We start from the raw sequence: 25,386 nt of genomic DNA on the forward strand, positions 1-25,386 counted from the left end.
GGCCGCCTATCAACCCCTTTAGCGCGGTACGATTTGGCCGTCCTTGCCCAGGCGGAAACCCAGCCGCCGGGCTGCGAACCAGTAGCGGACCAGCATGGCGCAGGCCAATCCGACCACGGCGCCGGCGACCACATCGCTTGGATGATGGGCCAGCAGCACCAGCCGGCTCAGGGCGATCACGACGGCATAGATGAACGCGGGAACGCGCCATCGCGGCCAGACGGCGGCAACGGCGAAGGCCAGCGCGAAGGCCGTCACCGCATGCGCGGAGGGCATGCTGAAATAGGCAGGTGTGCCATTGAACGGGTCGAAGTTGAAGGCATTCGCCTTGCCGCCGACGAAGGGACGGCCGCGCCCGATGATGTATTTCAGCACCTGAGCCATGAGCACCGAGCCCAGCACCGCGAAGAAGGCGTACTGAACGTGGCCGGCGAAATTCAGCAGGCGGCTGCGCGTGGCCTCGGGCCATAGCGGCGCGATCAGGATCGTCACGATGACGCCGACTGCCAGCAGACCCAGCACGTATTCATCCTGGCCGAACTCGGTGACGATGCGCCATGGCCACATGCTGGGGGTGCCGCGGGCGGGCATCAACCCGATCTCATAGGCATCGAAGGCAACCATCAGGATCACGATCGCGCCCAAACCGATGCCAATCAGCAGGAGAAGTTCGCGCCACAGACGCTGCCGGCTCGCTGCATCAGGCGCCGTCTGCGGCCGGCGCACCAGCCGTCCCAGCGAGAATTTGCCGACCAGCGCGAGCTGCGAGACATAGCCGGAGGAAGACGGAGAGGTGTCGGGCGCCGACATCTATTCGGTGCCCTCCGAGCGATAGATCGCGATCGAGACCGGGCGGCCCTGCGAGATGTTGTAGCCGTCGATCCGCTTGGCGACGTTGTAGCGCAGCCCGATCGCCTCGGCGCGCTGCACGAAGGCGCGCTCGGTGCGCTGCTCGACAAGCGCGAAGCGGCACGTGCCGTGGTTGAGGAAGTCGGCCGCCCCCGAACCGTCGGTGAGCTGGGTCGAGGTTCCCGTCATGAACACGAGGCTCGGCTCGTGGAAACCTGCCGCCGCCGCCTTCGGCCCGACGCAGACCACGTTGCGCAGCGCGCGCGCAATCTCCGCGCTGGGAAACAGCGGCGTCAGCGCCGGCAGCACGGCGCCATACACCACGAACGCCAGGAACATCGCCGCCACGCCGGCATTCAAGAGCGAGCGCTCGGCACGGCCATCGTCATAGAGCCACCAGGCGAACAGGCCGAAAATCAGCGATGCCGCCACGAACGGCCAGGCCAGGAACACCGGCTGATGCGCGACGATGATGGCGCCGATCACGGCCACGACCGAGGTGATGGCGGGAATCGCGAACCACCAGGCGGCGCCGCGGCGCAGCCACGAGCGCGACAGCACCCGCCGCTCCAGCGCGCCCACGGTCAGGATGGCGATCGCCGGATACAGCGGCAGCACATAGTGCGGCAGCTTGGTCAGTACCGCCTCGAACACGATCCAGGACGGCACCAGCCAGGCCAGGAGGAACTGCGCACCGGGCTCGCGCCGCGCGCGCCACACCGCGGGGGCTGCCATTGCGGCCAGCGGCGCGCCGGGCCAGAAGGTGATGAACAGCAGCAGCAGATAAAGTCCCGGCGGTGCGCCGTGCGACTCCTGGGCGCCGATTTTGCTCAGCATGTCGCCGCCGACGGAATCGGCGAAGAAGGTGTCGCCGGCGCGCAGGAAGATCAGCACGAACCAGGGCAGCACCAGCACCAGCATCCACATCAGCCCCCACAGAGGGCGCAGACGCGACAGCCAGCCGGCGCCGCGATCCATGATCGCCAACGCCAAGATCGTCAGTCCTGCGAACATCAGGATCAGCGGGCCCTTGATCAGGATGCCGCCGGCGAGCGCCGTCCAGAAGATCGCAGGCGGTCCCCACGGCGGATGCACCGGATCCTCGCCGCGCTGCCACGACAGATAGACGCGGGCCAGCGCGCCCATCGCGGCCACCACGGTGAACAGCAGCATCGCGTCGGTCTTGGCGAGCCGGGCTTCCACCCCGAGCAGGACCGAGCAGCACATCAGCAGGGCGGCGAATACCGCGCCGCGCCGTGTCACGAAGGAGAGCGCGGTCCAATAGGTCAGCAGCACCGCGCCGGTCGCGCCGATCAGCGAGGGAATGCGGTAGACCCAGATGCGGAGCTGCGCACGCGGCAGCCCGATCGCCGACGCCGTCTCGACCGCAGCCGATTGCAACCAGTAGATGCCGACTGGCTTCTTGTAGCGCACGTCGTCCTGGAAGCGGATGTCGACATAATCGCCGCTCTCGACCATCTGCTTGGTCGCCTGGGCGAAGCGCGCCTCGTCACGATCGATCGGCGGGATGGTGAAGAAGCCCGGCAGGAACAACAGCAGCCCGCAGACGAGCAGGAACGCCACCGCCCTGGTGTGGCTCACGGTGACGGCATCGATCATCCGCACCAGCCGATTGCCTGGATTGACCAGGTTCTTCGGCTCGCGCGGCTCTCCAAAACGGGGGCGGGCATAGGTCTCGACCATGGGGTTCCGAATACGCTGAAACCGCCATGCCGACAACCGCTTAGCGAACCCTCACTGGATTCTGACCACAACTGTGTCCGCAGCGCCCGTGGCATCGATCACGGTGAGGCGGGCAAAGCCCGGCCCGGGCGGATCGATCAGGCGCTGGCGCCGGCCGTCGATCTCGCCGACGGCCAGTCCATTGACCAGCATGGTCAGCGGCAGCACGCCCCCGGACACTTTCACCGGCATCACCGACGCCTCGCGTCCCGCGGATCGGTCGACATCGATCCGGGAGCCGTTCAGCGGGAACTGAATGTGCGGCGCCTGCTCTGCGCCGGTCCGCACCAATTCCCCGACCGGCCGGAACCGGCGAAGGGGCATTGGCAACTTTGAATTGCTGGCGACAAGCGCCCCTTTGGGCGCCTTTGGCAGTGTCGCCGGCAGCTTGCCGCTGCGGGCAAAAGCGTCGAACAGGATCGGCGCCGCGGCGACGCGGCCGATCAGGCCGGGCACCGGCGCACCATCGGGCCGGCCGACCCAAACGCCGATCGTGATGCGGCCGTCGAAGCCGACCGACCAGGCGTCACGATAGCCGTAGCTGGTGCCGGTCTTGAAGGCGATCCGGTTCCGGGCTGCGTTTTCCGGCGGCGGCGTCCCCAGCAGCACGTTGCCGACCTGCCAGGCGGCCGCCGAGTCCATCAGCCGCATCGGCTCGCGGGCGTTATCCTGCGCACCGTCAGCCGTCATGATCTCGCGCAGCGGCCTGGTGGTGCCGAGCCGCGGAAAGCCGGTATAGAGCTGGGCGAGGTCCTGCAGGGTCACACCGACGCCGCCAAGGCCCATGGCGAGGCCCGGGGCCTCGTCCTTCGGCAGCACCAGATTGCCGCCCGCCTGCTTCAGCCGCGACGACAGCCGGCTGGCGCCGACGCGGTCCAGCAGCACGATCGCCGGTACGTTCAGCGACAGTTGCAGCGCCTTGCGCACCGGCACCGTGCCCTGGAACGTCATGTCGAAATTCTCCGGCGCATAGGAGCCGAAGCGCACCGGGCGGTCCTCGATCAGGCTCTCCGGGTGCACGAAGCCGTCCTCGAAGGCGAGCCCGTAGATGAACGGCTTCAAGGTCGAGCCGGGCGAGCGCACCGCGCGAGTCATGTCGACCTGCCCTGCCCGCTTCTCGTCGAAATAGTCGGCCGATCCGACATGGGCGAGCACGTCGCCGCTGTCATTGTCGACCACGATGATGCCGACCGAGACGTTTGGTCCCAATGCGATGGCGCGATCGCGCGCCAGCGGCTCCAGCACCTTCTGCAGCGAGGCATCCAGCGTAAGGCGGATCATCGGCTGACCCTTGACGGCCGCCGAGGCCTGGTCGGCGGCATGCGGCGCCAGGATCGGCATCGGCTTGCGGAAGGTAGGCACGGCTTGCGCCTTCGCCTGCGCCGCGTCCTCGGCGGAGATCACGTTCTCCGACACCATGCGGTCGAGCACGCGGTCCCGGCCGCGTCGAGCGGCCTCGGGATGGCGGTCGAGCCGGCGCGTCTCCGGTGACTGCGGCAGCGCCACCAAGAGGGCCGCTTCTGCCAGCGACAGCCGCTTCGGCTCCTTGCCGAAATATGCGATCGAGGCGGCGCGGATGCCTTCGAGATTGCCGCCATAGGGCGCGAGCGTCAGATAAAGATCAAGGATCTCGTCCTTGCTCTTCTGATGCTCGAGCTCGAGCGCGCGCACGATCTGCCTGAGCTTGGCGTGCAGCGAACGCTGCCGTCGCGGCTCCAGCAGCCGCGCCAGCTGCATCGTGATGGTCGAGCCGCCGGAGACGATATGGCCATGCGAGCCGAGTTGGATCGCGGCCCGCGCCAGCGCGCGTGGATCGACGCCGTGGTGGTCGTAGAAGCGCTGGTCCTCATAGGCGAACAGCAGCTTCAGATAGGTCGGATCGACGTCCTTCTTCGCGCTGACCGGCAGCCGCCAGCGCCCGTCCGCCATCGCATAGGCGCGCAAGAGCTTGCCGTGGCGGTCGACGACGGTGGTGGACAGCGCCTCGGCCTCGCGCAACGGCAGCGGGCCGAGGGAGATGGCGTAGGCGGTGAGTGCGAGAACGATTGCAACGATCGACAGGAGCGTACACACCAACAGCCGTTTGACGCCCCGCCCCCTCCTCCCGTCATGGCCGGGCTTGTCCCGGCCATCCACGTCGTGCGGAGGCAGCGTGGGTGCCCGGGACAAGCCCGGGCATGACGGAGTATGTGGCTCCGTCCTGCGCCCATCACCGCTCGTTCCAGCCTCGCTCATTTCGCCGCGCGGACCTCCACGGACCCCGTCCCGGTCCGACCATAGCGCGACGGATTGTACATGTCCTCGACATAGGCCTGCGGCAGCACGTATTTGCCGGGCGACACCGCGCGCACGACGTAAGCGACCGTGAACACGGACTTGGAATCCGCGGCGCGGTCGAGCGCGGCGGCGAAGCGGTCGTCGCGGAACTCGGTATTGACCGGTTCCTGGCCGTCCTCGATCCAGTCGAGCGTTCCGCTGTCTCCCGACGACACCAGATGCGGATTGTCGATCTCCAGCCCCGCCGGCAGATAGTCCGACACCATGATGTGCCCATATTCCGGCTTGGCCTCGGTGACCTTCAGCACGACAGCGAAACGGTCGTTCTGCTTCGCGGTTCTGATATCCGCCGGCTTGCCGTCGAGCGTGTAGTAGCCGCGCTCGATCTTGAAGCCGTTGGACGCCGCGGGCTCCGGCGTCAGCGGCGAGCCGGACACCGAGACCACCGCCTGCACCGGCGCATCGCCGGTATTGGTGATCTTCAGCGGCTGGCCTGAGAGCTCAGCCGCCTTGTAGCTACGGTACAGCGCCTGCTTCACCGCCTGGCCGTTCACGTCGAGCGTCAAGGTCTCCTTGGCGAGCGCCCGCGCCGCCAGCACCATCCACGCATTTTCCTGCGTCGAGGTGTAGGGCGTCAGCCCGCGCGCGGCCTCGACGCGGGCCACCGCCTGCGTCAGCGTCGCGCGCGGCGCATTGCCCTCGCCCGCCAGCGACACCAGCGCCGCGGCATCGCGCAGGTCGGAGCCGTAGTCGGTGCGGCCGAACACCAGCACCGGCTTCGGCGCGAGGCTGTCGGCTGCGGCACCATAGACCCGCTCGGCGCGGGCGCGATCGCCGACCAGCGCGAGCGCGGCGGCGAGTTGCGCCTTGGCAATTGGAGTTGCCAGATTGCCGAGCTTGGTGTCGGCGAGATAGCGCAGGTCGCCGATCGGCGCCGCGCCGTTGCGCGCCAGCACGTAGAGGCCATAGGCAAGATCGCGGCCTCCTGTCTTCTCCGGCTCCTCGGCATTGACCACCGAGTTCCTGACGCGATCCAGCGCGCTCTTGAACAGCACGTCGGGCACCGCAAAGCCCTTTTCGCGGGCGCGGGTCAGGAAGTCCGTCACGTAGGCGTCGAGCCAGGGATCATCGCCGCCGGCTGACCAGAGGCCGAACGAGCCGTTCGAGCCCTGCCGCGCCAGCAAGCGATCGATCGAGTCGCGGATGCGCTGATCGACCTCGGTGTCCATCGCCAGATGCGCGCCGGCCGCGAGCTCATTGACATAGAGCAGCGGCATCGCTCGGCTGGTGATCTGCTCCGAGCAGCCGTGCGGGTAGCGGTCGAGCGCCTTGAGGATCGTCGCCGCGTCGAGCGCGGTCGACAGTCCCGCCGACAGCGACACCGTGCCGGTGCCCGCCACGAGGTCGGAGAACATGTCCGACGTCAGCGTCAGGCTCTCGCCCTTGGCCAGCGTCCGGATCGAGCGCCGCGCCAGCACCTGTGTCGCCGGCTTGACATCGAGCTGATAATGCCGCGCGAGGCTCAGCCCGTTCGGCCCCTTGATGTCGACGTCGAGCTGCGCCGTGCCGGTGCCCGAGGCGTCCAGCGGCAGGGTCGATGAGCCCCGCTGCTTGGCCGCAAGCTTCAACGTCACATTGGCATTGCCGGACAGCTTGACCGGACCGCTCGCTTTCACGGCCACGACATAGTCTCCGGGCGCGCCCTCGACATTGTCGACGTCGAATGACAGCGTGCCGCGGTCGCCCGACAGCAGGAAGCGCGGCAAGGTCGCGGTCAACACCACGGGATCGCGCACGGTGACATCGATGTTGGCACGGCCGACCTTGGTCGCGCTCCACGCCACCGCCATCACGCGCGCCGTGCCCGCGAACTCCGGAATGTCGAAGCTGACCTCAGCCGTGCCGTCCGGTCCGACGGTGACGATGCCCGAATACAGCGCCAGCGGTTTCTGCGTCGGCGGCGAGCCCTGCAGCTCGGCGCCGCCGGAGTCACCGCCGGAGCGGATCTGGCCGCGCGTGCCCTGCATGCCGTCGATCAGCTGGCCATAGAGATCGCGGATCTCGGCAGAGAGCTGGCGCTGGCCGAGATAATACTCGTCCGGCGCCGGCGGCTTATAGTTGGTGAGGTTGAGAATGCCGACATCGACCGCCGCGATGACGATCTTGGCGTCCTCGCCGGGATTGAGGCCGCCGATCTTGACCGGGATATTCAACGCCGAGCCCGGCCGCACCAGTGCCGGAGGTGTCAGCGCGACATTCAACGTGCGCGCCGACTTGTCGATGCCGAACCAGGCAACGCCGAGCGCGCGGCCCGGCATGCGCTGCGCGGCCGCATCGAGCGGACGGCGCAAGGTCGTCACGACATAGGCGCCCGCGCCCCAGTCCCTGCCGACCGCGAGCTTGACCTGGTTGGTGCCTTCCTTGACCTCGGTGGTCTGCGTCGTCAGCAGCCGGTCGCCAAGCACGTTGACCGTGAGCTTGCCAGCGGTGCGCGCATTCACCGTCACCACCATGGTGTCGCCCGACTGGTACTGCGGCTTGTCGAGCGAGGTCTCCAGGAGGTCAGGCGTATCGGCGCTGCCCTCGGTGTACCAGCCGACGTCGAACTGCAGCGACGTCACTGGACCGTCGGCCTCGGCCGACTTGATGTCGAGCCGATAGCGTCCGGCCTCCGGCTGGAAGCTCAGCCGCGCCGGCTTGTTGGCAGCGATTGCGACGTCGCCGTCACCGACGCGTTTGGTCGACTTCACCGGCTCATACTCCCAATAGGAGTTCTGCCGGTACCATTGATAGCGCGACTCGATCTTCAGGAGCTCATAGCGCAGGCCATTGCGCGCTAGCGTCTTCCCCTCGGGCGAGACGAACACGATTTCGAACTCGGCCTTGTCGCCCTCGCCGACACTCTTGCCGGAAAACGACGGCTTGATGCCGATCTGCGCCGCCTTGGGCGCCACGGGGAGCACCAGCTTGCGCTCGACGGCGCGGCCGCCGGTCTCGGCCATGCGCACGAAGATCTGCGCCTCCTGCGGCCGGCTCGACGACGGCGGCTTCGGCAGGCTGACCGGGAAGGTCGCCGCGCCCTTGTCGTCGGTCTCGGGCAGCCCCTCGATCGGCGTGCGCTCGTTGGAGGCGCTCTCCTCGTCGGCGACGCCGAACTGATAGCCGGGGAAGCCCGGCCGCTCCGAGGCCGTGGTCACCAGCAGGTCGCCTTCAAGCTGCAGGCCGGAGGCCGGCGCACCATAGAGGAAATGGCCGTCGACCTTCACCTCCACCGGAGTCTCAGCCTTGATCTGCTTGTCCTTGGAGGACAAGTCGAATTCCAGCCGCTCGGGGACGTAGTCCTCGACCATGAACGTGGTCTCGCCGACCGCCGTCCCCTTCGGATCGGTGAAGGCGCGGACGCGATAGGTCCCGGTCGGCACTGCCGAGTTTAGCGCCACGCTGAACGAACGGCCGCCGGCGCCCTGATCCGGCAGCACGGCGCGGCGGAACTCGACGCCATCGGGACGCTCGACGACGAGCGTCAGCGGCGTGCCGGTCATGGCGTTGCCCTTGCCGTCGCGCAGCAGCGCGGTGAGGTAGACCGTCTCGTTGGAGCGGTAGACGCCGCGCTCGGAATAGACGAAAGCGTCGGGCCCCGTGGGCGCCTCGCGCCCGGCGACGCCGCGATCGGACAGGTCGAAGGCGGACGTCTTCAGGCTGAGGAAGGCATAGTCGGTCTTCTCGCCCGATACGGTCAGCATCGCCGGCGACAGCCCCCCCTCGCCACGCGCCAGGCCCGTCTCGAACAGCACGTGGCCGGCGTCGTCGGTCTTGCGCGTCGCCAGGATCTCGTTGTTGCGTGCCACCAGCCGCACCTCGGCGCGCGCGACCGGATCGGTCGAGGCCAGCGAATTGACGAACACGTGAATGCCGTCATTGCCGGAGAACGCGGCGACGCCGAGATCGGAGACGATGAACCATTGCGTCGCGAGCTGGCCGCCGCTGTCCTCGTCACTGTTGCCGCTGGTCGGGCCCTTCGGCGCGGCCGTCATCACATAGACGCCCGGCTGCATGTCGCTCAGCGCCTGGTCGACCGGGAAGGCAGTGGTGACGTCCTGGTTCAGGGTCATCGCGGTCGACAGCTCGCCGCTCCACACCTTCATGCCGCGCTCGTTGCCGAGATCGGTGAGCTGGTAGCTCGACAGCGGACGCTGGAAGTCGCTGTCGATGACGGTGTTGATCAGGTTGCGGTCGCCGATCCGGAACACGTTGATATTGACCGCGGGCGTGTTGACGCTGACCAGCGGAATGCCCTTCTGCCCGGTGCGCGGCAGCACATAGGCCTTGCCGGTGAAGCGCACGAACGGCTTGCGGTCGCGGACATAGATATTGAACTCGGCCGATTTCGGCAGGCTCTCCTTGACGCTAGAGGGCAGGCCGGCGCGCAGATTGATGTTGTAGCGCTCGCCATGCTTGAGTCCCTCGACGCAGAGCTGCTTGTCCTCCGAGGTCAGCGCCGGCTTGTCATTGCCGGCCTGTGCCACGAAGGGCGAAAAGTCGGTGCGCTTGGCCAGATCCTCGGAGAACTGGAAGCAGGCGCGCGGGCTCGCCGAGTCCGAATCCACGGTATAGTCGAGCAGCCTGAAGCCGTGTTCGTCGCGCATCCGCTCATACTGGCCGCGGACGTCGGCGACCTCACGGAGCTCGAGCGACATCCTGAGCGTATCCAGCGCCGGACGCCACAGCTTGCGCTCGGCCATGGTCTTTCCGAGCACCGCGAGCGCGTCGGCCTCCTCCCCGGCATTGCCGGCGCGCTGATAGGCGATGTAGGCCGCCGTCGAGGCGCGCTCGAGCAGGAAAGTCTGCTCCGACGAGTTGGCCGGCTTGATCTGGTTCAACACAGTGCGCGCCAGCCGCAGCCAGTTGCCGGAATCATCCGGCGCCGCGGTGGCGATCTGCCCGAGGATCTGCAGCCCGGTGCGCAGGTCGTTCCGGCGAAGCGCCGCGTCGGCGTCCGTGCGCAAGGTCGCCAGCGGCTTGTTCACCGCCCCCGCCTCGCTCTTGATCTGCGCCTCCAGCTTGATTGCGGCATCCGCCAGGTCGTCGCGCTTGAACGCCTTGTCGGCGGCGTGGGCAGAAGCAAGACCGAGCGCCATGATGGCGCAGAGGACGGCGGCGCGGACCAGACCGATCATGGGGCAGCTCCTTGGACGGCGATTTCGGCGGCTGTTCGGGACACGCGGAGGGATGTCCGTGTTTGGCCGATTCGTGGCGAGAATGGACGCGAAATGGTGACGGACTGATGGCAAAGGTTGCAGTGGACCGCTGAGCGGCCCGTCGCAGGCGCGATCATCGGCATGCACATGCGACAGGAAAATCTGTTCATCGACGGGCAATTCACGGGACATGGCATACAGACAAGCCGCGGCGGCCGCTGATCCGACGCCGCTGACGCGCAAATGGGGCGATAGACCCACCTCCGCCTCCGCTTGGTCTCCCCGGGCCTCCGTCGGGTTCGGCCGCTCTTGGCGAAACGGAAGATTTTTCATATGACCCGTGCTATGGAAAGCGCGCTGGCCGGACGTCGCCCTCCGGCACCCATCCCATGACGCTCATCCTCCGGACGTTCATCTTGGGATGGTCACCCGGCGATGCTCGTCTCGCGACGACGGTCCCATAGCTCAACTGGATAGAGTAGCGGATTTCTACTCCGCGGGTTGCAGGTTCGAGTCCTGCTGGGATCGCCAATCGCCACGCCAGCGCCATCGTGGCGCCCCGCCGCTCGTTCATTTCGAAGCATCGCCGTGAGCGACAGGGCGTGCGCCACTAGGCTTGCCTTCGTTTGCCGGGCGCGTGGCCATGGCGTTGGGAGGCTAGGTTGGCGAAGCATGAGGCATCCCGGTTTCTGGTCAGAATCCTGCGGTCCCGATTCCGCGACCACAAGACGGAGCTGTCCGAGTTGCGGCGTCACATCCGGCGCGGCGACATCGTTTGCGACATCGGCGCCAACAAGGGCAGTTTTCTCTACTGGCTGGCACGGTGGTCGGCGCCGGGGCGGGTCGTCGCCTTCGAGCCCCAGCCGGATCTTGCCGAGCGATTGGCGCGGCTCTGTTCCCGGTTCTCGCTCGACAATGTCGTGGTCGAACCGCGCGCCGTCTATTCGTGCTCCAGCAGGAAAACCCTGTTCGTTCCCGAGGGGCATCAGCCCGGGGCCTCGCTGCTCCGGCCCGCCGAGACCTCGAGGGCGATCCAGGTGCAGACGACGTCGCTGGACGACTATCTCCCTGACACCGGAAACGTCTCTGCGATCAAGATCGACGTCGAGGGCGCCGAACTCGACGTGCTGCGCGGCGCCGAGCGCACCTTGCGCCGATGCCGGCCGTTGATCGTGGTCGAGTGCGACCGCCGCCTGGCGACGCTCGACAGGGTGAAGGAGACATTCTTGTTCCTGCGGGGTCTCGGCTATCAGGGCCAATTCCTGAGCCGCGGGAGATTGCTTCCGTTGTCTGCCTTCGACCCGGAAATCCATCAGCGCGCCGATGGCGAATGGTTCTGGAAGCGGAAGGACTATTGCAACAACTTCATCTTCAGGAGCGTGCGCGCGCCCATGTCCTATGACCGCGAAGCTTTCCTGGCTCCGATCGAAACCACTTCGCTGGGCGCACGAAGTCGTCTTGAAACAGACCCCCGGCATGTTGCCGAGCATCACGTCGACTGATGGGGTTTACCGATGTCCACGTTGCTGAGCTTCATTTTCGAGTCCTATTGCCTGAGCTGCCGGGCGATGTTTCCAGAGCTCGATACCGATCAATCGACCGTCGCTGAGTAGTACGCTCCAAACGGCAGGACTCGCGATCTGCGATTCCGCCGCGCGGGCCCAGCGGTTCTGCTTTAGCTGTTCGCCTGCAGCCTGCGACGCAGGATGAACCGCGCGCGTTAAGCTTTCCTCTTCAGCTTAACGCCGGCTTCCATTTGACGCCGGCGCCCTTCATCCGCCACGTCTGGGGCGATGGAGTTGCATCATGTTTGAATTGGCCATTCTGACTGCAATCTGTTTCATTGCCGTTGTTGCCCTCACGATCATCTACCAGCGGCGCCAGGACGTTCTGTACGGTCCCTACATCTCGGACGTCTCGTGGCCGACGGCGCTGCCCGACGACCGCATGGAGGCGTCCTCGTCTTGACCTGGACAGGCTCTCAGAAGCCCACTCCGCAGGCGCCACGATCACGTCAGGGAAAATTGGTGGCCGCTGGACCGTCCGGCTTCACAAGCCGATGCGCCCACCGGCCTCGTTGAGCAACGCATCGAGCCGATCCGGGCTCATGCTTTGTCCGCCCGGCGTTTCAATGCTGACGCAGGCGGCGCCGAGACGCAGATAGGCGTTGGCCGTAAGCAGCGCGTCCTGCGCGCTGCGGCACCTGATGGTGGCGATCGCGCTGGCGCTTTGGGCTCGTACGGTGAAGGACGCTGCGGCCATGTAGGGCTGGCTCGTCTGTAAGCGGCGGCTGAAATGAAGCCGAAGCTTATTCAGAGGAGCCCGAGGGCATCATTGAGGTGGATCAAAGCCGCCAGCCGAAGACTTCGTTAAAGGCGCCCCGCTCAGCTCCGGTTCAGCGACAGGCTGATACGGGTGACGATGCCGTCCCAATCGCGTTCCCAGGCCCGGGGATAGTTGATCAGCACGCAGTGCACATAGCCCCCAACGAAGTTGCAGCGATTGTACCAGACGTAGTCGCCCTTATAGCTCGACACCGCGAAGAAGCGCGAGGTGACGCGCTTGTATTGGATGTTCGGCGGCGGGTTCTTCCTGGCGAGGAACCGCGCAGGTGACTCCTGCGCGTTGTTGGATATCGACTGCACGGTCAGATTGGCGCGGCCGTCGGCAGTCTGGAAGCGTTGGCCGTAGCCCTCGGGTTGGCCCGCCGTGTCCCTGAAGATCGAGACCGGAATGTCGACCGAGGTGCCGGTCTCCGGGATCCTGTAGGTGTTCCAGCGCACCGATTGGGCTGTCGCGGCGGTGCTCCAGCAGGCGGCGCACGCAAGCACTGCCATCGCCTTGATGATCGGATTCATGTGTGTCGTCCCGAACGGCTTGAGAAACCGATGACGTTGGACCACTTTCACGGCCGCGCGAAGGCAACGTCCGACATCAACGGCAGGGGAACGCACGACACTCGCCGAAGTTCATGGCTCCCGCAGGTCCCGTGCTCGGTCGCTTCCCATCATTGAATCCGGGACGGAGCGGGGTTCCGGGTTGCCGTCGGGCCGTCACCCGCCAGGATCTCGTTCGTCCCGGCCCCGGAGGGCTGCTCCAGTCTCTGCAAGAATGCATCCAGTTGCGGAGCGAGTTGCGAGACGACGAACCTCGAGCCTTCCGGGGTGAAATGGATGGTATCCCAAACGATCGGTGTTTCCGCGTCGATCGTCAGCGGACAACGCCTCTTGCTGCAAATCGTGCCGAGAATGGAAACGTATTGAACGAGCGGATACGCGCGGGCGATCTCTCGCAGACGATCGTCCGCCTCGAACGACGCATCTTTCGGCATCAGCGAATTGCCGATCGGGACGTGCGTCTGCTCATGGTTGAACAACGTCGACGCCAAGGGAGCTGGAAACTCGATCGAGGGACCGAGGAGCAGAACTGGAACTCCCGTTTCCTGAGCGACCGCCAGCAGCGCGTTCAAATAACCGTCGACGCGCCGTGCGGGGGGCTGGCCATAAGTTTCGAGATAGGCGCGCCAATTGCCGGAAAGAATGATGGCGTCAAAGCGGTGCGCCCTGATCTGATCGCGTAGCAGCTGATTGACGTCGTTACAGTTTCGCGAGCTGCGCAGCTTGAGCTCGACAAACGGCGGGCAGCCCCCTGACGTGAGCTGCAGAAGATGGTAGGCATCGGACGATAGGTAGCTGCGCAACGCCCAGGCATAATGCGCGGCAAGGCTGTCGCCGGCGAGCAGAATGTTGCGCTTGTTTGCAGCCGGCTTCAGGCACGCCTCGAAATCGTAGGCCGATGCCGGCTCATCGGGCTGCAAGAAGCAGCTATGCGCCCGATAGAACGGCTCCATCGTCCGGGAATCGTACCGGAGCATTCGCGCCTGTGATTGCGGGAAGCGATCGGCGTAGCCGTCATGCGCGACGCCGTGAACTCCGACCGCAACCAGGACGGCGGCAACGCCCGCGATCACCGGTGAGCCACGCACGCCGACCCACACGGTTCGCGCGCGCGCCGGCCGCTCGACGATGACATAGGAGAAATAGGCCAGCAGCAGCGAGCACAGTAGGAGTCCAGCTGTAGCGGCGGCTGAGGTCGCAACATCCAGCGGCAGCGCGGCCCTGCCGAGGACGAAAACCGGCCAGTGCCAAAGATAGAGCGAATAGGACAGACGACCGAGGAATGCTCCGATCTCGCTGAATGGCAGCCTGGGTCTGCCCTCCTCCTGATTGAACGCGACGATGTAGACCGCAGCACCGACACAGGGGATCAGCGCGTGCAATCCCGGGAAGCGGGTCTCTGCGCGGAAGGTGACCACGGCGAGCAGCATGGAGACCAAGCCCAAGGCCGCGAAGGCCAGGCGCGTCTCGCCTCTGACCGGTGACCATCGATGCAGGAAAAACGCAATGCTTCCGATCAAGAACTCCCAGGCCCGCAGCGGGGCGATGTAGAAGGCGGTCGAGGGCGATTGCTTGATCCAAAGCTCGTCGAGCACACACAGCGCGACCGTTCCGAGGATGACCAGCCCGAGTGACGGCTTCGACGTTGGGTCGGGAAACAGCCGGCTCCAGAGCCATGTCACGACCGGAAACAGGAAATAGAACTGCTCCTCCACCGACAATGACCAGGTGTGGATCAGAATCTTCCCGATCGTTGGCAGATCGAAATAGCCGGTCTGCGACCAGAAGAAGACGTTTGACGAAAACAGAACCGTGGAGATCGCGCTTCCGAAGAACATCCGGTAGTCGCCAGGAGGCGTCAAGAACCACGCGACCATCCCGGTGACGACGATCATCAGATAGAGCGCCGGAAGCAGGCGCCGCGCCCTTCGTTCGTAGAAGGCGATGAACGAAAAGGAATTGGATTGAATGCCGGTCCAGATGAGACGGGAGATCACATAGCCGGAGATGACGAAGAAGATATCGACCCCGACAAACCCCCCGCCAAAGCCTGGCAACTCGTAATGAAATCCAATGACCGAAATCACGGCGACGGCGCGCAGCCAATCGATGTCCGAACGGTACTCTAAAACCTTTGCACGCGTCATGCTGGCAGCCCGGGCGGGCCGTTCGCCCTAACAAGTTACCTGCTGACATACCGCCAAATGAATTGCAACGTGCAGAAACACACGAAAATACCGTTGATGGTTGGTGTATCCGAATTGCCGCACCCACCTCAGGGGCCCATCATGCGGGATGCTGGAGGATCGCGGGCGCGGCCCGGCTCCCATTCGCCTGCGGCGTCATCCGCTTCGCATCAGGAGGGCGGCCGGTCGGGACATCCCGGTACTGAGATGGGACCGGTGATCGGAAGCTCGACAGGGCAGCGAGAACGCGCAGCATCCGTCCAGGCCGTCACCGGAGGGCGGGCATGCCACGCGCGCTTCCTCCATCATCCATGAACTGCCCATCACGCTGGCGCCTCAACTGGGCTCGACACGAGACGCCCGTGCGATCCCTGCTCGATGATTATGCGGCTGTTGTTTGATGAGCACACCCACCTGCGAGATTTCAGCGAACGGCTTCCGTCGTCACCACTCACATGATACCAGTCATGCTAAAGAAGCCGGCGAGCGAGTGGCGACATTGCCATAGCCGTTAACGCCGCGTCACAAATTGGCCGAGGTCGAGGTGAGCCGCCTCTATACTTCGAGTTGCTTTTGCAACCGCATTGGCGTCGTGGCTCGGACACTGCTCATCGGCCAGCGGGCCGCACAGGCTGAGAACACTCAAACCGCTTCCCCGATGGAATTAAGCTTAAAAACGTGCGGCGCCGCGTCGCCGCAACTTGGCAACTTCTTTCAGCAGCCAAGACGTGCAACAATACTGTACGCAACTAATATCAACCTCAGATTTAATTTACTGATCATTTACTTTCCGCAACTTTGCCCCAAAAACTGCACGATGCTGGGTTCCTCTTTCACAATTAGAACTCTTCTGGGACTCTACAAAAACCACCTCCCCAGAACGGGATCTAACAACCTCAGATATACTTTTCATAACTCACTCTCCGTCTTCGTTTCGCGTACAGAGGTCCCACAATGACAACACTCATCAAGGCTCTCCCGACCCATCTCGAAGAGACTCGTATCGACTCCGAGAAGCTGCGCACGATCCTGATGCTCTGCGGCGCCACGGCGTTTGGCTTCATTCTCCACGCCACCTACGGTCTCGATCTCAGCTACGCTTTCTTCTGATTTGATCAGTCCGCCGGTCGCGGGCTGGTACTCTTCATTGCCGGACGCAATCGGCGCCGGTCCCGGCTCGCGGGGTTATTGAACGGCCCCGCGCGTCGCCTTTTTCGCAACGATACGCGTGTCATGCGAAGAATATGGCAGAGACCGTCCATCACAGGCTTGATCGTGCTATTGCACAGCCTGGCCGCGTCGCTCCCACAATTCCGCCGCGACCACGCGACACGCTGAGGGTGTTGAGAATTGCGGTTGCTTGAGGACGAGTAGCGTCATGCGTTCACCAGTATATGATCTCTATCAGATGAAGCAGGATCGCTTGCCGAAAGGAGCCCGTTCGGCATGGCTGAGGACGAGGCCGAATGAGCCGCCACCTGCCGCCGACGACTGGGTCTTCGTCGGCAAGGAACGGCATCCGAGCCGGTGGACGGTCGCAGAGATGAATGAAAAAGGCACCTGCTACCGCGAGATTCCGATCTGGCTGTCGAGCCGCCGCAGCATGATGGCTGGATCGGCGGCCGAAAACAGCGCTCAGCCGCCGGCCGCCTGAGATTTCATCGGGGAGCGCTGACATGGCCGCGACGTGCGAGGTTCGTCAACGGCCTGGACAGCGCAATGAACGGGTTCGGCGGTCCTAAGCGAGTTGGACGCCGTAATAGTCGTCGACCTTGCGCCCTGCTCCGGCATCGCCCCAGTCCCACTCACGCTCGTCGGAATATTTCGGCGCACCTCGCAGCTGATTCTCGGTCACGCCGGTAACGTAGCCGCCGAGTCGCGTGTCGTACTTCAGGGATTGCCAGGGCAACGGGTAGTGGTCATTGCCAAGCCCGAGGAAACCGCCGAAGCCCAGGACGGCATACGAGACCCGCCCGCTCAGCTTGTCGATCATCACGCGTTCGATGGTGCCGATCTTGGTGTCGTCGGCGCCATAGACGGCCGTGCCTTCGACCTTGTCGCTTCCAATCAGGTTGCCATATTCGCGTTCATCGAGCATCGATGTCATGTGATCCTCCCATGCCAATGGATCGGCAACGTTCGACCGTCACCGGCTGTTCTCAAGTCCCGCCGGACGCTCAGTCCGAATCCAAGTCTCCGCTGTGTTGCTTGCGATCCTGCGAAGGATGCCGCGTCGCCTCGCGCGAGGGCGCATCCGGCGATGTAGTCTGATGCACCCGCTGCGCACGCTCCTTGTCGGCGGGCTGGTCCTCGCCGCGTTCAGTCCTGACAATGCCTTGGCTTGGCTGCGTCATCGGATAGCTCCTTCTGTCGGTGATCCAAGCGCGCCGAGCTGGCTAGCGCCGACGCGGCCGCGGTTCGCGCCGTAACGACGCCGGCTACGCCTGTTCGTTCCCTCCTTGAGCCAACACGTCGCAGAATCGACCGCGTCACCCGGCTCAGCGCAGTTCGGAGGCCCTCGCCGGCGCAAGGCGCTGATCACCGGGGAGCGACTGCTGCATGGGACGCACTGACGCCCTCGCCGAAACGCGCCGAGCGACGACCCAACCGAAGAGCCGGATGCGCAGGAGGTCATCGCCTTGATCCGGGCGGGAGGGCGGAAGGCCGTCGCCATCACTGGCGACCTGCGCGACGAGGAGTTCTGCCGGCGGCTGGTGCAACAGGCCATCGAAGCGCTCGGCGGACTCGACATCGTCGCGGCAGCAGACGCGTCAGTCGATCCGGGACGTCTCGTCCGAAGATTTCGATGCAACCATGAAGGCCGACATTCATGCCCCGTTCTGGATCATCAAGGCCGCCTGCCCTCACCTCAAGCCGGGATCAGCCAACGAACTACGTAAAGTCGTTGGCCAAGCAGCCGGGCCGAAGGGTACTCGTAACGCCGTCGCTCCCGGCCGACCTGGACCCCGCTTCAGGTCTCCGGCGGAGCTGAAATGGAGACGCTGGACGCGCGGCGGCCAGACCCCGCTGGGCCGTACCGGCGAGCCGGCGGAGCTCGGATCGATCCATGTACAATTGGCGGCTGCAAAAGCGACCTACGCCGATGGACAGGTCTATGGATCCTCTGGCGGATCGGCAGCTTTGATGCTGCCGCTGGTTCAGATGCGGGTGATGGGCTGCGGCAGCGAATACGCTTCCGTATGCACCTGGCGGATCGTCGTGAACGCAGCGACGGCCGATGCCAGGCCGAAGGCCGTCAGCAGTGCAATGAGAACGGTGCGGGCTGTCATGGGACGCTCCTCCATTCGGATTTGTTACTTGGGCAGCGCAGTCCGGGGCTCTCCGAGCGGCGCAATCTCGCCATCGAGCCAATCCTGCTGGAGGGCGAGGGCGTTCCAGCCCTGGGCCATCCGTTGATAGCGCCGGAACGCCGGCTCTCCGTCGGCGCGCTCCGCGAGCTGAAGACAGTTGTCTGCGTTCTCTCTGAAAAGATCTGATTGTTTCATCCCAATGAGTTGGTAGACGCGGCGGAGCGGTGCAACTCTGTTACATGATATTAATATTCGCCCTGCGCTCGATGGAACATGGCGCGCATTGCAGCGCCATCCGACCTCCTCCTGTCTCCCGCACCATTCCTCGTCGTGCCTTCGGAGGCCATCGCGGCGACTGAGCTACCGATCTCGACCCGCGGTTCTCCGACGGCGTCTCTTCGTTGTTCCATGGAAATGGCCGTCCTCGTTGGCAGTTAAATCCTTTGGAACCCTTTTGCTGGAGGGGAGTTGAGGCGCTTGTGCCAGCAGAAGCCGGTTCCATAAGCCTGAGAAATCGGCGTCCCGGCTTGATTTGGGTAGTTGCGGCGGCTTGTATGCCGCCGGCTATACGAATCTCGGATTCTTGCTGGCAGGCGGTCTGCCACGGGGGAACTTGATGAGCGATGTCGATTCTGCTGCCGGTCCGATGCCCCTGCGCCAAGGGTTTGGTCGCCAAGGCAACGGAGCCGAGGCGGCCGATGCCAGCCAGGATCTGCTCCGTGTCCTCCAGGCGATGCGTTCCGGAGATTTCTCCGTGCGCATGAGCGGCGACTATCTCGGCATTGACGGCAAGATCGCCGACACGTTCAACGAGATCATTGCAGCCAACGAGCGGATGGCGCAGCAGCTCGAACGCGTCGGCCAGGTCGTGGGACGGGAGGGAAAGACGCGCCAGCGCGTGCGATTCGGCATTGCCAGCGGCTCCTGGGCGGACATGGAGAGCTCGATCAACACGTTGATCGACGATCTTCTATGGCCCACCCGCGAGGTGACGCGCGCGGTCGCCGCCGTGGCCCAAGGCGACCTCCTGCAGACCGTGAAGCTGGACGTCGATGGGCGGCCTCTGGGCGGCGAGTTCCTGCAGTCGGCGACCATCGTCAACACGATGATCAAGCAGCTCAGCGTCTTCACCTCCGAGGTGACGCGCGTGGCGCGCGAGGTCGGCAGCGAGGGCAAGCTCGGCGGCCAAGCCCAGGTTCCCGAGGTCACGGGCGTCTGGAAGGACCTGACCGAGAGCGTCAACTCGATGGCCAACAACCTCACCGGCCAGGTCCGCAACATCGCGGAGGTGACGATCGCGGTGGCCAATGGCGACCTGTCGAAGAAGATCACCGTCGACGTGCGCGGCGAGATCCTGCAGCTGAAGGAAGCCATCAACACGATGGTCGATCAGTTGCGCTCGTTCGCCTCTGAGGTGACGCGCGTGGCGCGCGAGGTCGGCACCGACGGCAAGCTCGGCGGCCAGGCGATCGTTCCCGGCGTTGCCGGCACCTGGAAGGACCTCACCGACTCCGTCAACGCGATGTGCGGCAACCTCACCGCTCAGGTCCGCAACATTGCCAACGTCACCACTGCGGTCGCTCGCGGCGACCTGTCACGCAAGATCACGGTCGACGTGCGCGGCGAGATCCTGGAGCTGAAGGACACCATCAACACGATGGTCGACCAGCTCAACGCCTTCGCCTCCGAGGTGACGCGCGTGGCGCGCGAGGTCGGCACCGAGGGCAAGCTCGGCGGTCAGGCGCAGGTGCCGGGCGTTGCCGGCACCTGGAAGGATCTCACCGACAACGTGAACTTCATGGCGTCGAACCTGACGGCCCAGGTCCGCAACATCGCCGACGTCGCGACCGCCATCGCCAGCGGCGATCTATCAAAGAAGATCACGGTCAACGTCTCCGGCGAGATCCTTCAGCTGAAGGAAACGCTGAACACGATGGTCGACCAGCTCAACGCGTTCGCCGGCGAGGTCACGCGCGTCGCGCGCGAGGTCGGCACCGACGGTCGGCTCGGCGGCCAGGCCAACGTGCTCGGCGTTGCCGGCACCTGGAAGGATCTCACCGAGAGCGTCAACTCGATGGCGTCGAACCTGACGGCGCAGGTCCGCAACATCGCGGAGGTGACGACCGCCGTCGCCAATGGCGACCTGTCCAAGAAGATCACCGTCGATGTGCGGGGCGAGATCCTGGAGCTGAAGGACACCATCAACACGATGGTCGACCAGCTCAACGCCTTCGCCGGCGAGGTGACGCGCGTGGCGCGCGAGGTCGGCACCGAGGGCAAGCTCGGCGGCCAGGCCATGGTGCGTGGAGTCGCCGGCACCTGGAAAGACCTCACCGACAGCGTCAACTCGATGGCCTCGAACCTGACCGGCCAGGTCCGCAACATCGCGGAGGTCGCCACCGCCGTCGCCAAGGGCGACCTGTCGAAGAAGATCACGGTCAACGTCTCCGGCGAGATCCTTCAACTGAAGGAGACGCTTAACACGATGGTCGACCAGCTCAACGCCTTTGCTGGCGAAGTCACCCGCGTGGCGCGCGAGGTCGGCACCGACGGCAAGCTCGGCGGCCAGGCCGAGGTGCCCGGCGTCGCCGGCACCTGGAAGGACCTCACCGACAGCGTCAACTCGATGGCCGGCAATCTGACCGCCCAAGTGCGCAACATCGCCGAGGTCGCAACCGCCATCGCCGGCGGCGACCTGTCGCGCAAGATCACGGTGGACGTCCGCGGCGAGATCCTGAGCCTCAAGGAGACGCTGAACACGATGGTGGATCAGCTCAACCGCTTCGCGGGCGAGGTGACGCGCGTGGCGCGCGAGGTCGGCACCGAGGGCCGGCTCGGCGGCCAGGCCAACGTCCCCGGCGTCGCCGGCACCTGGAAGGATCTCACCGACAGCGTCAACTCGATGGCCGGCAATCTGACGGCCCAGGTCCGCAACATCGCCGAGGTGACCACGGCCGTGGCGCGCGGTGACCTCTCCCGCAAGATCACCGTGGACGTGAAGGGCGAAATCCTCGAGCTGAAAAACACCATCAACACGATGGTGGACCAGCTCAACGCCTTCGCGTCCGAAGTGACGCGCGTCGCCCGTGAGGTCGGCACCGAAGGCAAGCTCGGCGGCCAGGCCGAGGTGCCCGAAGTCGCTGGTACCTGGAAGGACCTCACCGACAGCGTCAACTTCATGGCCTCGAACCTGACCGCGCAGGTCCGCAACATCGCCGAGGTCGCGACCGCCATCGCCGGCGGCGACCTATCGAAGAAGATCACGGTCGACGTGCGCGGCGAAATCCTGCTGCTCAAGGACACCCTGAACACGATGGTGGAGCAGTTGCGCTCGTTCGCGGCCGAAGTGACGCGCGTCGCGCGCGAGGTCGGCACCGAGGGCCGGCTGGGCGGCCAGGCCGTTGTGCCCGGGGTCGGCGGCACCTGGAAGGATTTGACCGACAACGTCAACCTGCTCGCGGCCAACCTGACCACGCAGGTCCGCAACATCGCAGAGGTCACCACCGCGGTGGCGCGCGGCGACCTGTCGCGCAAGATCACCGTCGACGTGAAGGGCGAAATCCTCGAGCTGAAGAACACCATCAACACCATGGTCGATCAGCTCAACGCCTTCGCCGGCGAGGTGACGCGCGTGGCGCGCGAGGTCGGCACCGAAGGCAAGCTCGGCGGGCAGGCGCAGGTGCCGGGCGTTGCCGGCACCTGGAAGGATCTCACCGATACCGTGAACTTCATGGCCGCGAACCTGACCGAGCAGGTCCGCGGCATCGTCAAGGTCGTGACCGCCGTCGCCAACGGCGATCTCAAGCAGAATCTCACGGTCAAATCGAAGGGCGAGGTCGCAGCGCTCGCCGACACCATCAACAACATGACGGAGACGCTGGCGACCTTCGCCGACCAGGTGACGAGCGTGGCCCGCGAGGTCGGCGTCGAGGGCAGGCTCGGCGGTCAGGCCAACGTGCCCGGCGCGGCCGGCACGTGGAAGGACCTGACCGGCAACGTCAACCTGCTCGCGGCCAATCTGACGTCCCAGGTGCGCGCTATCGCCGAGGTCGCGACGGCCGTGACCAAGGGCGATCTCACCCGCTCCATCCAGGTCGATGCCCGCGGCGAGGTGGCCGAGCTCAAAGACAACATCAATACGATGATCACCAATCTGAGGCTCACCACCGACCTCAACACCGAGCAGGATTGGCTCAAGACGAACCTCGCCAAGTTCACCAACATGCTGCAGGGCCAGCGCGACCTGACCACCGTCGGCCGCCTGCTGCTGACCGAGCTGACGCCGCTGGTGAACGCCCATCGCGGTGTGATCTATCAGGTCGAGACCGAGTCCGCGCCACAGCTGCGCCTGCTCGCCTCATACGCCGATGACGGCATCTATCCTCACCGGACGCATGTCCAGTTCGGCGAGGGCCTCATCGGGCAATGCGCGATCGACAAACGCCAGCGGCTGGTCTCGGAGATCCCAGCCGACGTCATCCCCGTGGGCTCCGCCCTGCTCCGCGCCGTCCCGAAGAACCTCGTGGTGCTGCCGGTGTTGTTCGAGAACCAGGTCAAGGCGGTGATCGAGCTGGCGTCGCTCAGCCCATTCACGACGTCGCAGATGACGTTCCTCGAGCAGCTCACCGACTCCATCGGCATCGTGCTCAATTCGATCGAAGCCACGATGCAGACCGAGGGACTGTTGAAGCAGTCGCAGCAGCTCGCCGCGGAGCTTCAGACCCAGCAGCGCGAGCTGCAGCAGACCAACGAACAGCTCGAGCAGAAGGCGCAACAGCTCGCCGAGCGCAACGTCGAGGTCGAGCGCAAGAACCAGGAGATCGAGCAGGCCCGCCGCGCGCTCGAGGAAAAGGCGACCGAACTCGCGCTGACATCCAAGTACAAGTCCGAGTTCCTCGCCAACATGTCGCACGAGCTGCGCACGCCGCTCAACAGCATCCTGATCCTCGGCCAGCAGCTGACCGAGAATCCGGACGGCAATCTCACTCTCAAGCAGGTCGAGTTCGCCCGCACCATCCATGGCGCCGGCACCGATCTGCTCAATCTGATCAGCGACATCCTCGATCTCTCCAAGATCGAGTCCGGCACCGTGACGGTCGATGCCGAGGAGATCCTCACCACCAACCTCCTGGATACCGTGGGACGTCCGTTCCGCCACGAGGCAGAAAACCGCCTGCTCGCCTTCAACATCGACGTCGACCCGAACCTGGCCCGCAGCATCGTCACGGATTCCAAGCGCTTGCAGCAGGTGCTGAAGAACCTGCTTTCGAACGCCTTCAAGTTCACCGCCGAAGGAGGGGTGCGCTTGAAGGTGTCTGCGGCGCTCGGCGGATGGAGCGCAGAACATCCGGTGCTCAACACTGCGCCGGCCGTGATCGCGTTCGAGGTCTCGGACACCGGCATCGGCATTCCGCAAGACAAGCAGAAGCTGATCTTCGAGGCGTTCCAGCAGGCGGATGCCGGCACGAGCCGCAAATATGGCGGCACCGGTCTCGGGCTCGCGATCAGCCGCGAGCTCGCCAACCTCCTGGGCGGCGAGATCCATCTCAAGAGCGCCCCCGGCAAAGGCAGCACCTTCACGCTCTATCTGCCGCTCAAATATTCAGGTCCCGCAACGACGCCGCGCGTCAGTCCCGCATCGCCCGTTCCCTACGTTCAACCTCCAGCCCTGCAGCAAGCGGCCGCGCCGGAGCGCGGGATCGAGCCGCCGCCGGACGATCGTCTCGATCTCGAACCCGGCGATACGATCCTGCTCGTGGTCGAGGACGATCCACACTACGCGCGCGTCCTGATCGACCTCGCGCGCGATAAGGGCTTCAAGGTCCTGATCGCCGGCCGCGGCGCCGAAGCGCTGGATCTCGCCAAGCAGTATCAACCAGCCGCGATCTCTCTGGACGTCTTCCTGCCGGATATGCTCGGCTGGACCGTTCTGAGCCAGCTCAAGCATAATCCGCTGACGCGGCACATCCCGGTGCAGATCATCACGCTCGACGAAGATCGCCAGCACGCTTTGGCGCGTGGCGCCTTCTCCTTTGTCAGCAAGCCCACGACAACAGAAGGCGTCAGCGCGGCACTGTCGCAGATCAAGGAATACGCCAAGCCGCGACGCAAGCGGCTGCTGATCGTCGAGGACAACGCGGCCGAGCAGCTCAGCATCCGCCAGCTGTTGGATCACGACGACATCGAGATCATCGCGGCGGATACGGGAGCTGCGGCGCTCGATACGCTGCGTCGCGCCCCATGCGATTGCGTGGTTCTCGATCTGCGGCTGCCCGACATGAGCGGGTTCGACGTCCTCGATCAATTGCGCTCCGACGAGTTCTTGTCGAGCGTTCCGGTGGTCGTCTTCACCGGGCGGGAATTGTCGGCCGAGGAGGATGCGGAACTGCATACGATGGCGCGGAGCATCGTCGTCAAGGGCGTGGAATCGCCGGAGCGGCTGCTCGACGAGACGTCGTTGTTCCTGCACCGTGTGATTACGGAACTGCCGCTCGAGAAGCAGCGCATGCTCGAGAAGCTGAACAGTTCCGACGAGGATCTGATCGGCAAGACGGTGCTGCTGGTCGACGACGACGCCCGCAACATCTTTGCTCTCTCCAGCGTGCTGGAACGCCGCGGCATGAAAGTGCTGACGGCGACCACCGGCAGCGAAGCGATCGACCTGGTGCAGAGCAATCCTGCAATCGCGATCGTCCTCATGGACATCATGATGCCGCAGATGGATGGTTATCAGACGATCGGCGTCATTAGGCAAAACCCCGCCTTCGTCCGGCTCCCCATCATCGCGTTGACCGCGAAAGCCATGAAGGGAGACCGCGAAAAGTGTCTCGAGGCCGGCGCCTCCGATTATCTGGCAAAACCCGTCAACACCGAGCAGCTGCTTCTTGCGATTCGCATGTGGCTGCACCGCTGAACGGCTCATCAT

Annotated in this window: 16 protein-coding genes, 1 tRNA gene and 1 pseudogene; 7 read left to right on the top strand and 11 right to left on the bottom strand. The window is 64.9% G+C overall.

Annotated features, from left to right (window positions below; genetic code table 11):
• Window positions 1-18: 18 nt before the first annotated feature.
• Genes ACQR1H_RS13120 through ACQR1H_RS13135 form a run of 4 tightly spaced genes read right to left on the bottom strand, consistent with a single transcriptional unit; the run spans window position 19 to window position 10,046 of the window.
• Window positions 19-810, bottom strand: coding sequence for a phosphatase PAP2 family protein (locus tag ACQR1H_RS13120; RefSeq protein ID WP_434907637.1), 792 nt, complete (start codon window positions 808-810; stop codon window positions 19-21).
• Entirely contained in the window at window positions 811-2,553 is a 1,743-nt protein-coding gene (locus ACQR1H_RS13125) for an ArnT family glycosyltransferase (protein WP_434907638.1), read from the bottom strand.
• 51 nt (window positions 2,554-2,604) lie between these two features.
• Window positions 2,605-4,827: a penicillin-binding protein 1C gene (pbpC, locus tag ACQR1H_RS13130; protein WP_315799904.1), complete on the bottom strand. Its 2,223-nt coding sequence runs from the start codon at window positions 4,825-4,827 to the stop codon at window positions 2,605-2,607.
• Complete coding sequence (locus ACQR1H_RS13135; RefSeq protein ID WP_434907639.1) at window positions 4,824-10,046, bottom strand: alpha-2-macroglobulin family protein; 5,223 nt, start codon at window positions 10,044-10,046, stop codon at window positions 4,824-4,826. The genes pbpC and ACQR1H_RS13135 overlap by 4 nt, the downstream gene beginning before the upstream one ends.
• Window positions 10,047-10,521: 475 nt before the next feature.
• Between ACQR1H_RS13135 and ACQR1H_RS13140 the strand changes: the two genes are divergently transcribed.
• The 3 genes from ACQR1H_RS13140 to ACQR1H_RS13150 all read left to right on the top strand — a co-directional run bounded on the left by ACQR1H_RS13140 (window position 10,522) and on the right by ACQR1H_RS13150 (window position 12,035).
• Window positions 10,522-10,598: transfer RNA gene (locus ACQR1H_RS13140), tRNA-Arg, on the top strand.
• Between the two features lie 131 nt (window positions 10,599-10,729).
• Window positions 10,730-11,569: an FkbM family methyltransferase gene (locus tag ACQR1H_RS13145; RefSeq protein ID WP_316178951.1), complete on the top strand. Its 840-nt coding sequence runs from the start codon at window positions 10,730-10,732 to the stop codon at window positions 11,567-11,569.
• 304 nt (window positions 11,570-11,873) lie between these two features.
• A complete protein-coding gene (locus ACQR1H_RS13150) occupies window positions 11,874-12,035 on the top strand; it encodes a hypothetical protein (protein WP_315799902.1) in 162 nt (53 codons plus the stop codon).
• Window positions 12,036-12,116: 81 nt separating this feature from the next.
• On the opposite strand, the gene ACQR1H_RS13155 is transcribed toward ACQR1H_RS13150, so the two are convergent.
• From ACQR1H_RS13155 to ACQR1H_RS13165, 3 genes are all read right to left on the bottom strand, one after another.
• Entirely contained in the window at window positions 12,117-12,329 is a 213-nt protein-coding gene (locus ACQR1H_RS13155; RefSeq protein WP_315799901.1) for a hypothetical protein, read from the bottom strand.
• Window positions 12,330-12,451: 122 nt separating this feature from the next.
• Window positions 12,452-12,925: a hypothetical protein gene (locus ACQR1H_RS13160; protein ID WP_315799900.1), complete on the bottom strand. Its 474-nt coding sequence runs from the start codon at window positions 12,923-12,925 to the stop codon at window positions 12,452-12,454.
• A 149-nt stretch (window positions 12,926-13,074) separates the two neighbouring features.
• A complete protein-coding gene (locus tag ACQR1H_RS13165) occupies window positions 13,075-15,111 on the bottom strand; it encodes an acyltransferase family protein (protein WP_316236442.1) in 2,037 nt (678 codons plus the stop codon).
• Window positions 15,112-16,104: 993 nt separating this feature from the next.
• On the opposite strand from ACQR1H_RS13165, the gene ACQR1H_RS13170 reads away from it, so the two are divergent.
• Together ACQR1H_RS13170 and ACQR1H_RS13175 are read left to right on the top strand one after the other, a co-directional pair.
• A complete protein-coding gene (locus ACQR1H_RS13170) occupies window positions 16,105-16,260 on the top strand; it encodes a hypothetical protein (RefSeq protein ID WP_315738062.1) in 156 nt (51 codons plus the stop codon).
• Between the two features lie 268 nt (window positions 16,261-16,528).
• On the top strand, window positions 16,529-16,804 hold the full coding sequence (locus tag ACQR1H_RS13175) for a hypothetical protein (protein WP_315799898.1): 276 nt from the start codon (window positions 16,529-16,531) through the stop codon (window positions 16,802-16,804).
• An 84-nt stretch (window positions 16,805-16,888) separates the two neighbouring features.
• Here the strand turns inward: ACQR1H_RS13175 and ACQR1H_RS13180 are convergent, their stop codons facing one another.
• Together ACQR1H_RS13180 and ACQR1H_RS13185 are read right to left on the bottom strand one after the other, a co-directional pair.
• Window positions 16,889-17,257 (bottom strand): PRC-barrel domain-containing protein, encoded by a 369-nt coding sequence (locus ACQR1H_RS13180; protein ID WP_315738064.1) that lies wholly within the window; start codon window positions 17,255-17,257, stop codon window positions 16,889-16,891.
• A 70-nt stretch (window positions 17,258-17,327) separates the two neighbouring features.
• Entirely contained in the window at window positions 17,328-17,504 is a 177-nt protein-coding gene (locus ACQR1H_RS13185; protein ID WP_434907640.1) for a hypothetical protein, read from the bottom strand.
• Between the two features lie 129 nt (window positions 17,505-17,633).
• Between ACQR1H_RS13185 and ACQR1H_RS13190 the strand changes: the two are divergent.
• Window positions 17,634-18,294: pseudogene (locus tag ACQR1H_RS13190) on the top strand (SDR family oxidoreductase); the annotation flags it as partial.
• Window positions 18,295-18,308: 14 nt separating this feature from the next.
• Here ACQR1H_RS13190 and ACQR1H_RS13195 read toward each other — a convergent pair.
• Window positions 18,309-18,440 carry a hypothetical protein gene (locus ACQR1H_RS13195; RefSeq protein ID WP_316178652.1) on the bottom strand — a complete coding sequence of 44 codons (132 nt, stop codon included), beginning with the start codon at window positions 18,438-18,440 and terminating at the stop codon, window positions 18,309-18,311.
• A gap of 24 nt (window positions 18,441-18,464) precedes the next feature.
• The gene (locus ACQR1H_RS13200) at window positions 18,465-18,656 is read right to left on the bottom strand and encodes a hypothetical protein (RefSeq protein WP_315799896.1); all 192 of its coding nucleotides are present in this window, start codon (window positions 18,654-18,656) and stop codon (window positions 18,465-18,467) included.
• 538 nt (window positions 18,657-19,194) lie between these two features.
• Between ACQR1H_RS13200 and ACQR1H_RS13205 the strand changes: the two genes are divergently transcribed.
• Complete coding sequence (locus tag ACQR1H_RS13205; RefSeq protein WP_434907699.1) at window positions 19,195-25,374, top strand: HAMP domain-containing protein; 6,180 nt, start codon at window positions 19,195-19,197, stop codon at window positions 25,372-25,374.
• Window positions 25,375-25,386 lie beyond the last annotated feature (12 nt).

It is taken from the genome of Bradyrhizobium sp. HKCCYLRH2015 (assembly GCF_051168215.1).
Taxonomy (GTDB): Bacteria; Pseudomonadota; Alphaproteobacteria; order Rhizobiales; family Xanthobacteraceae; genus Bradyrhizobium.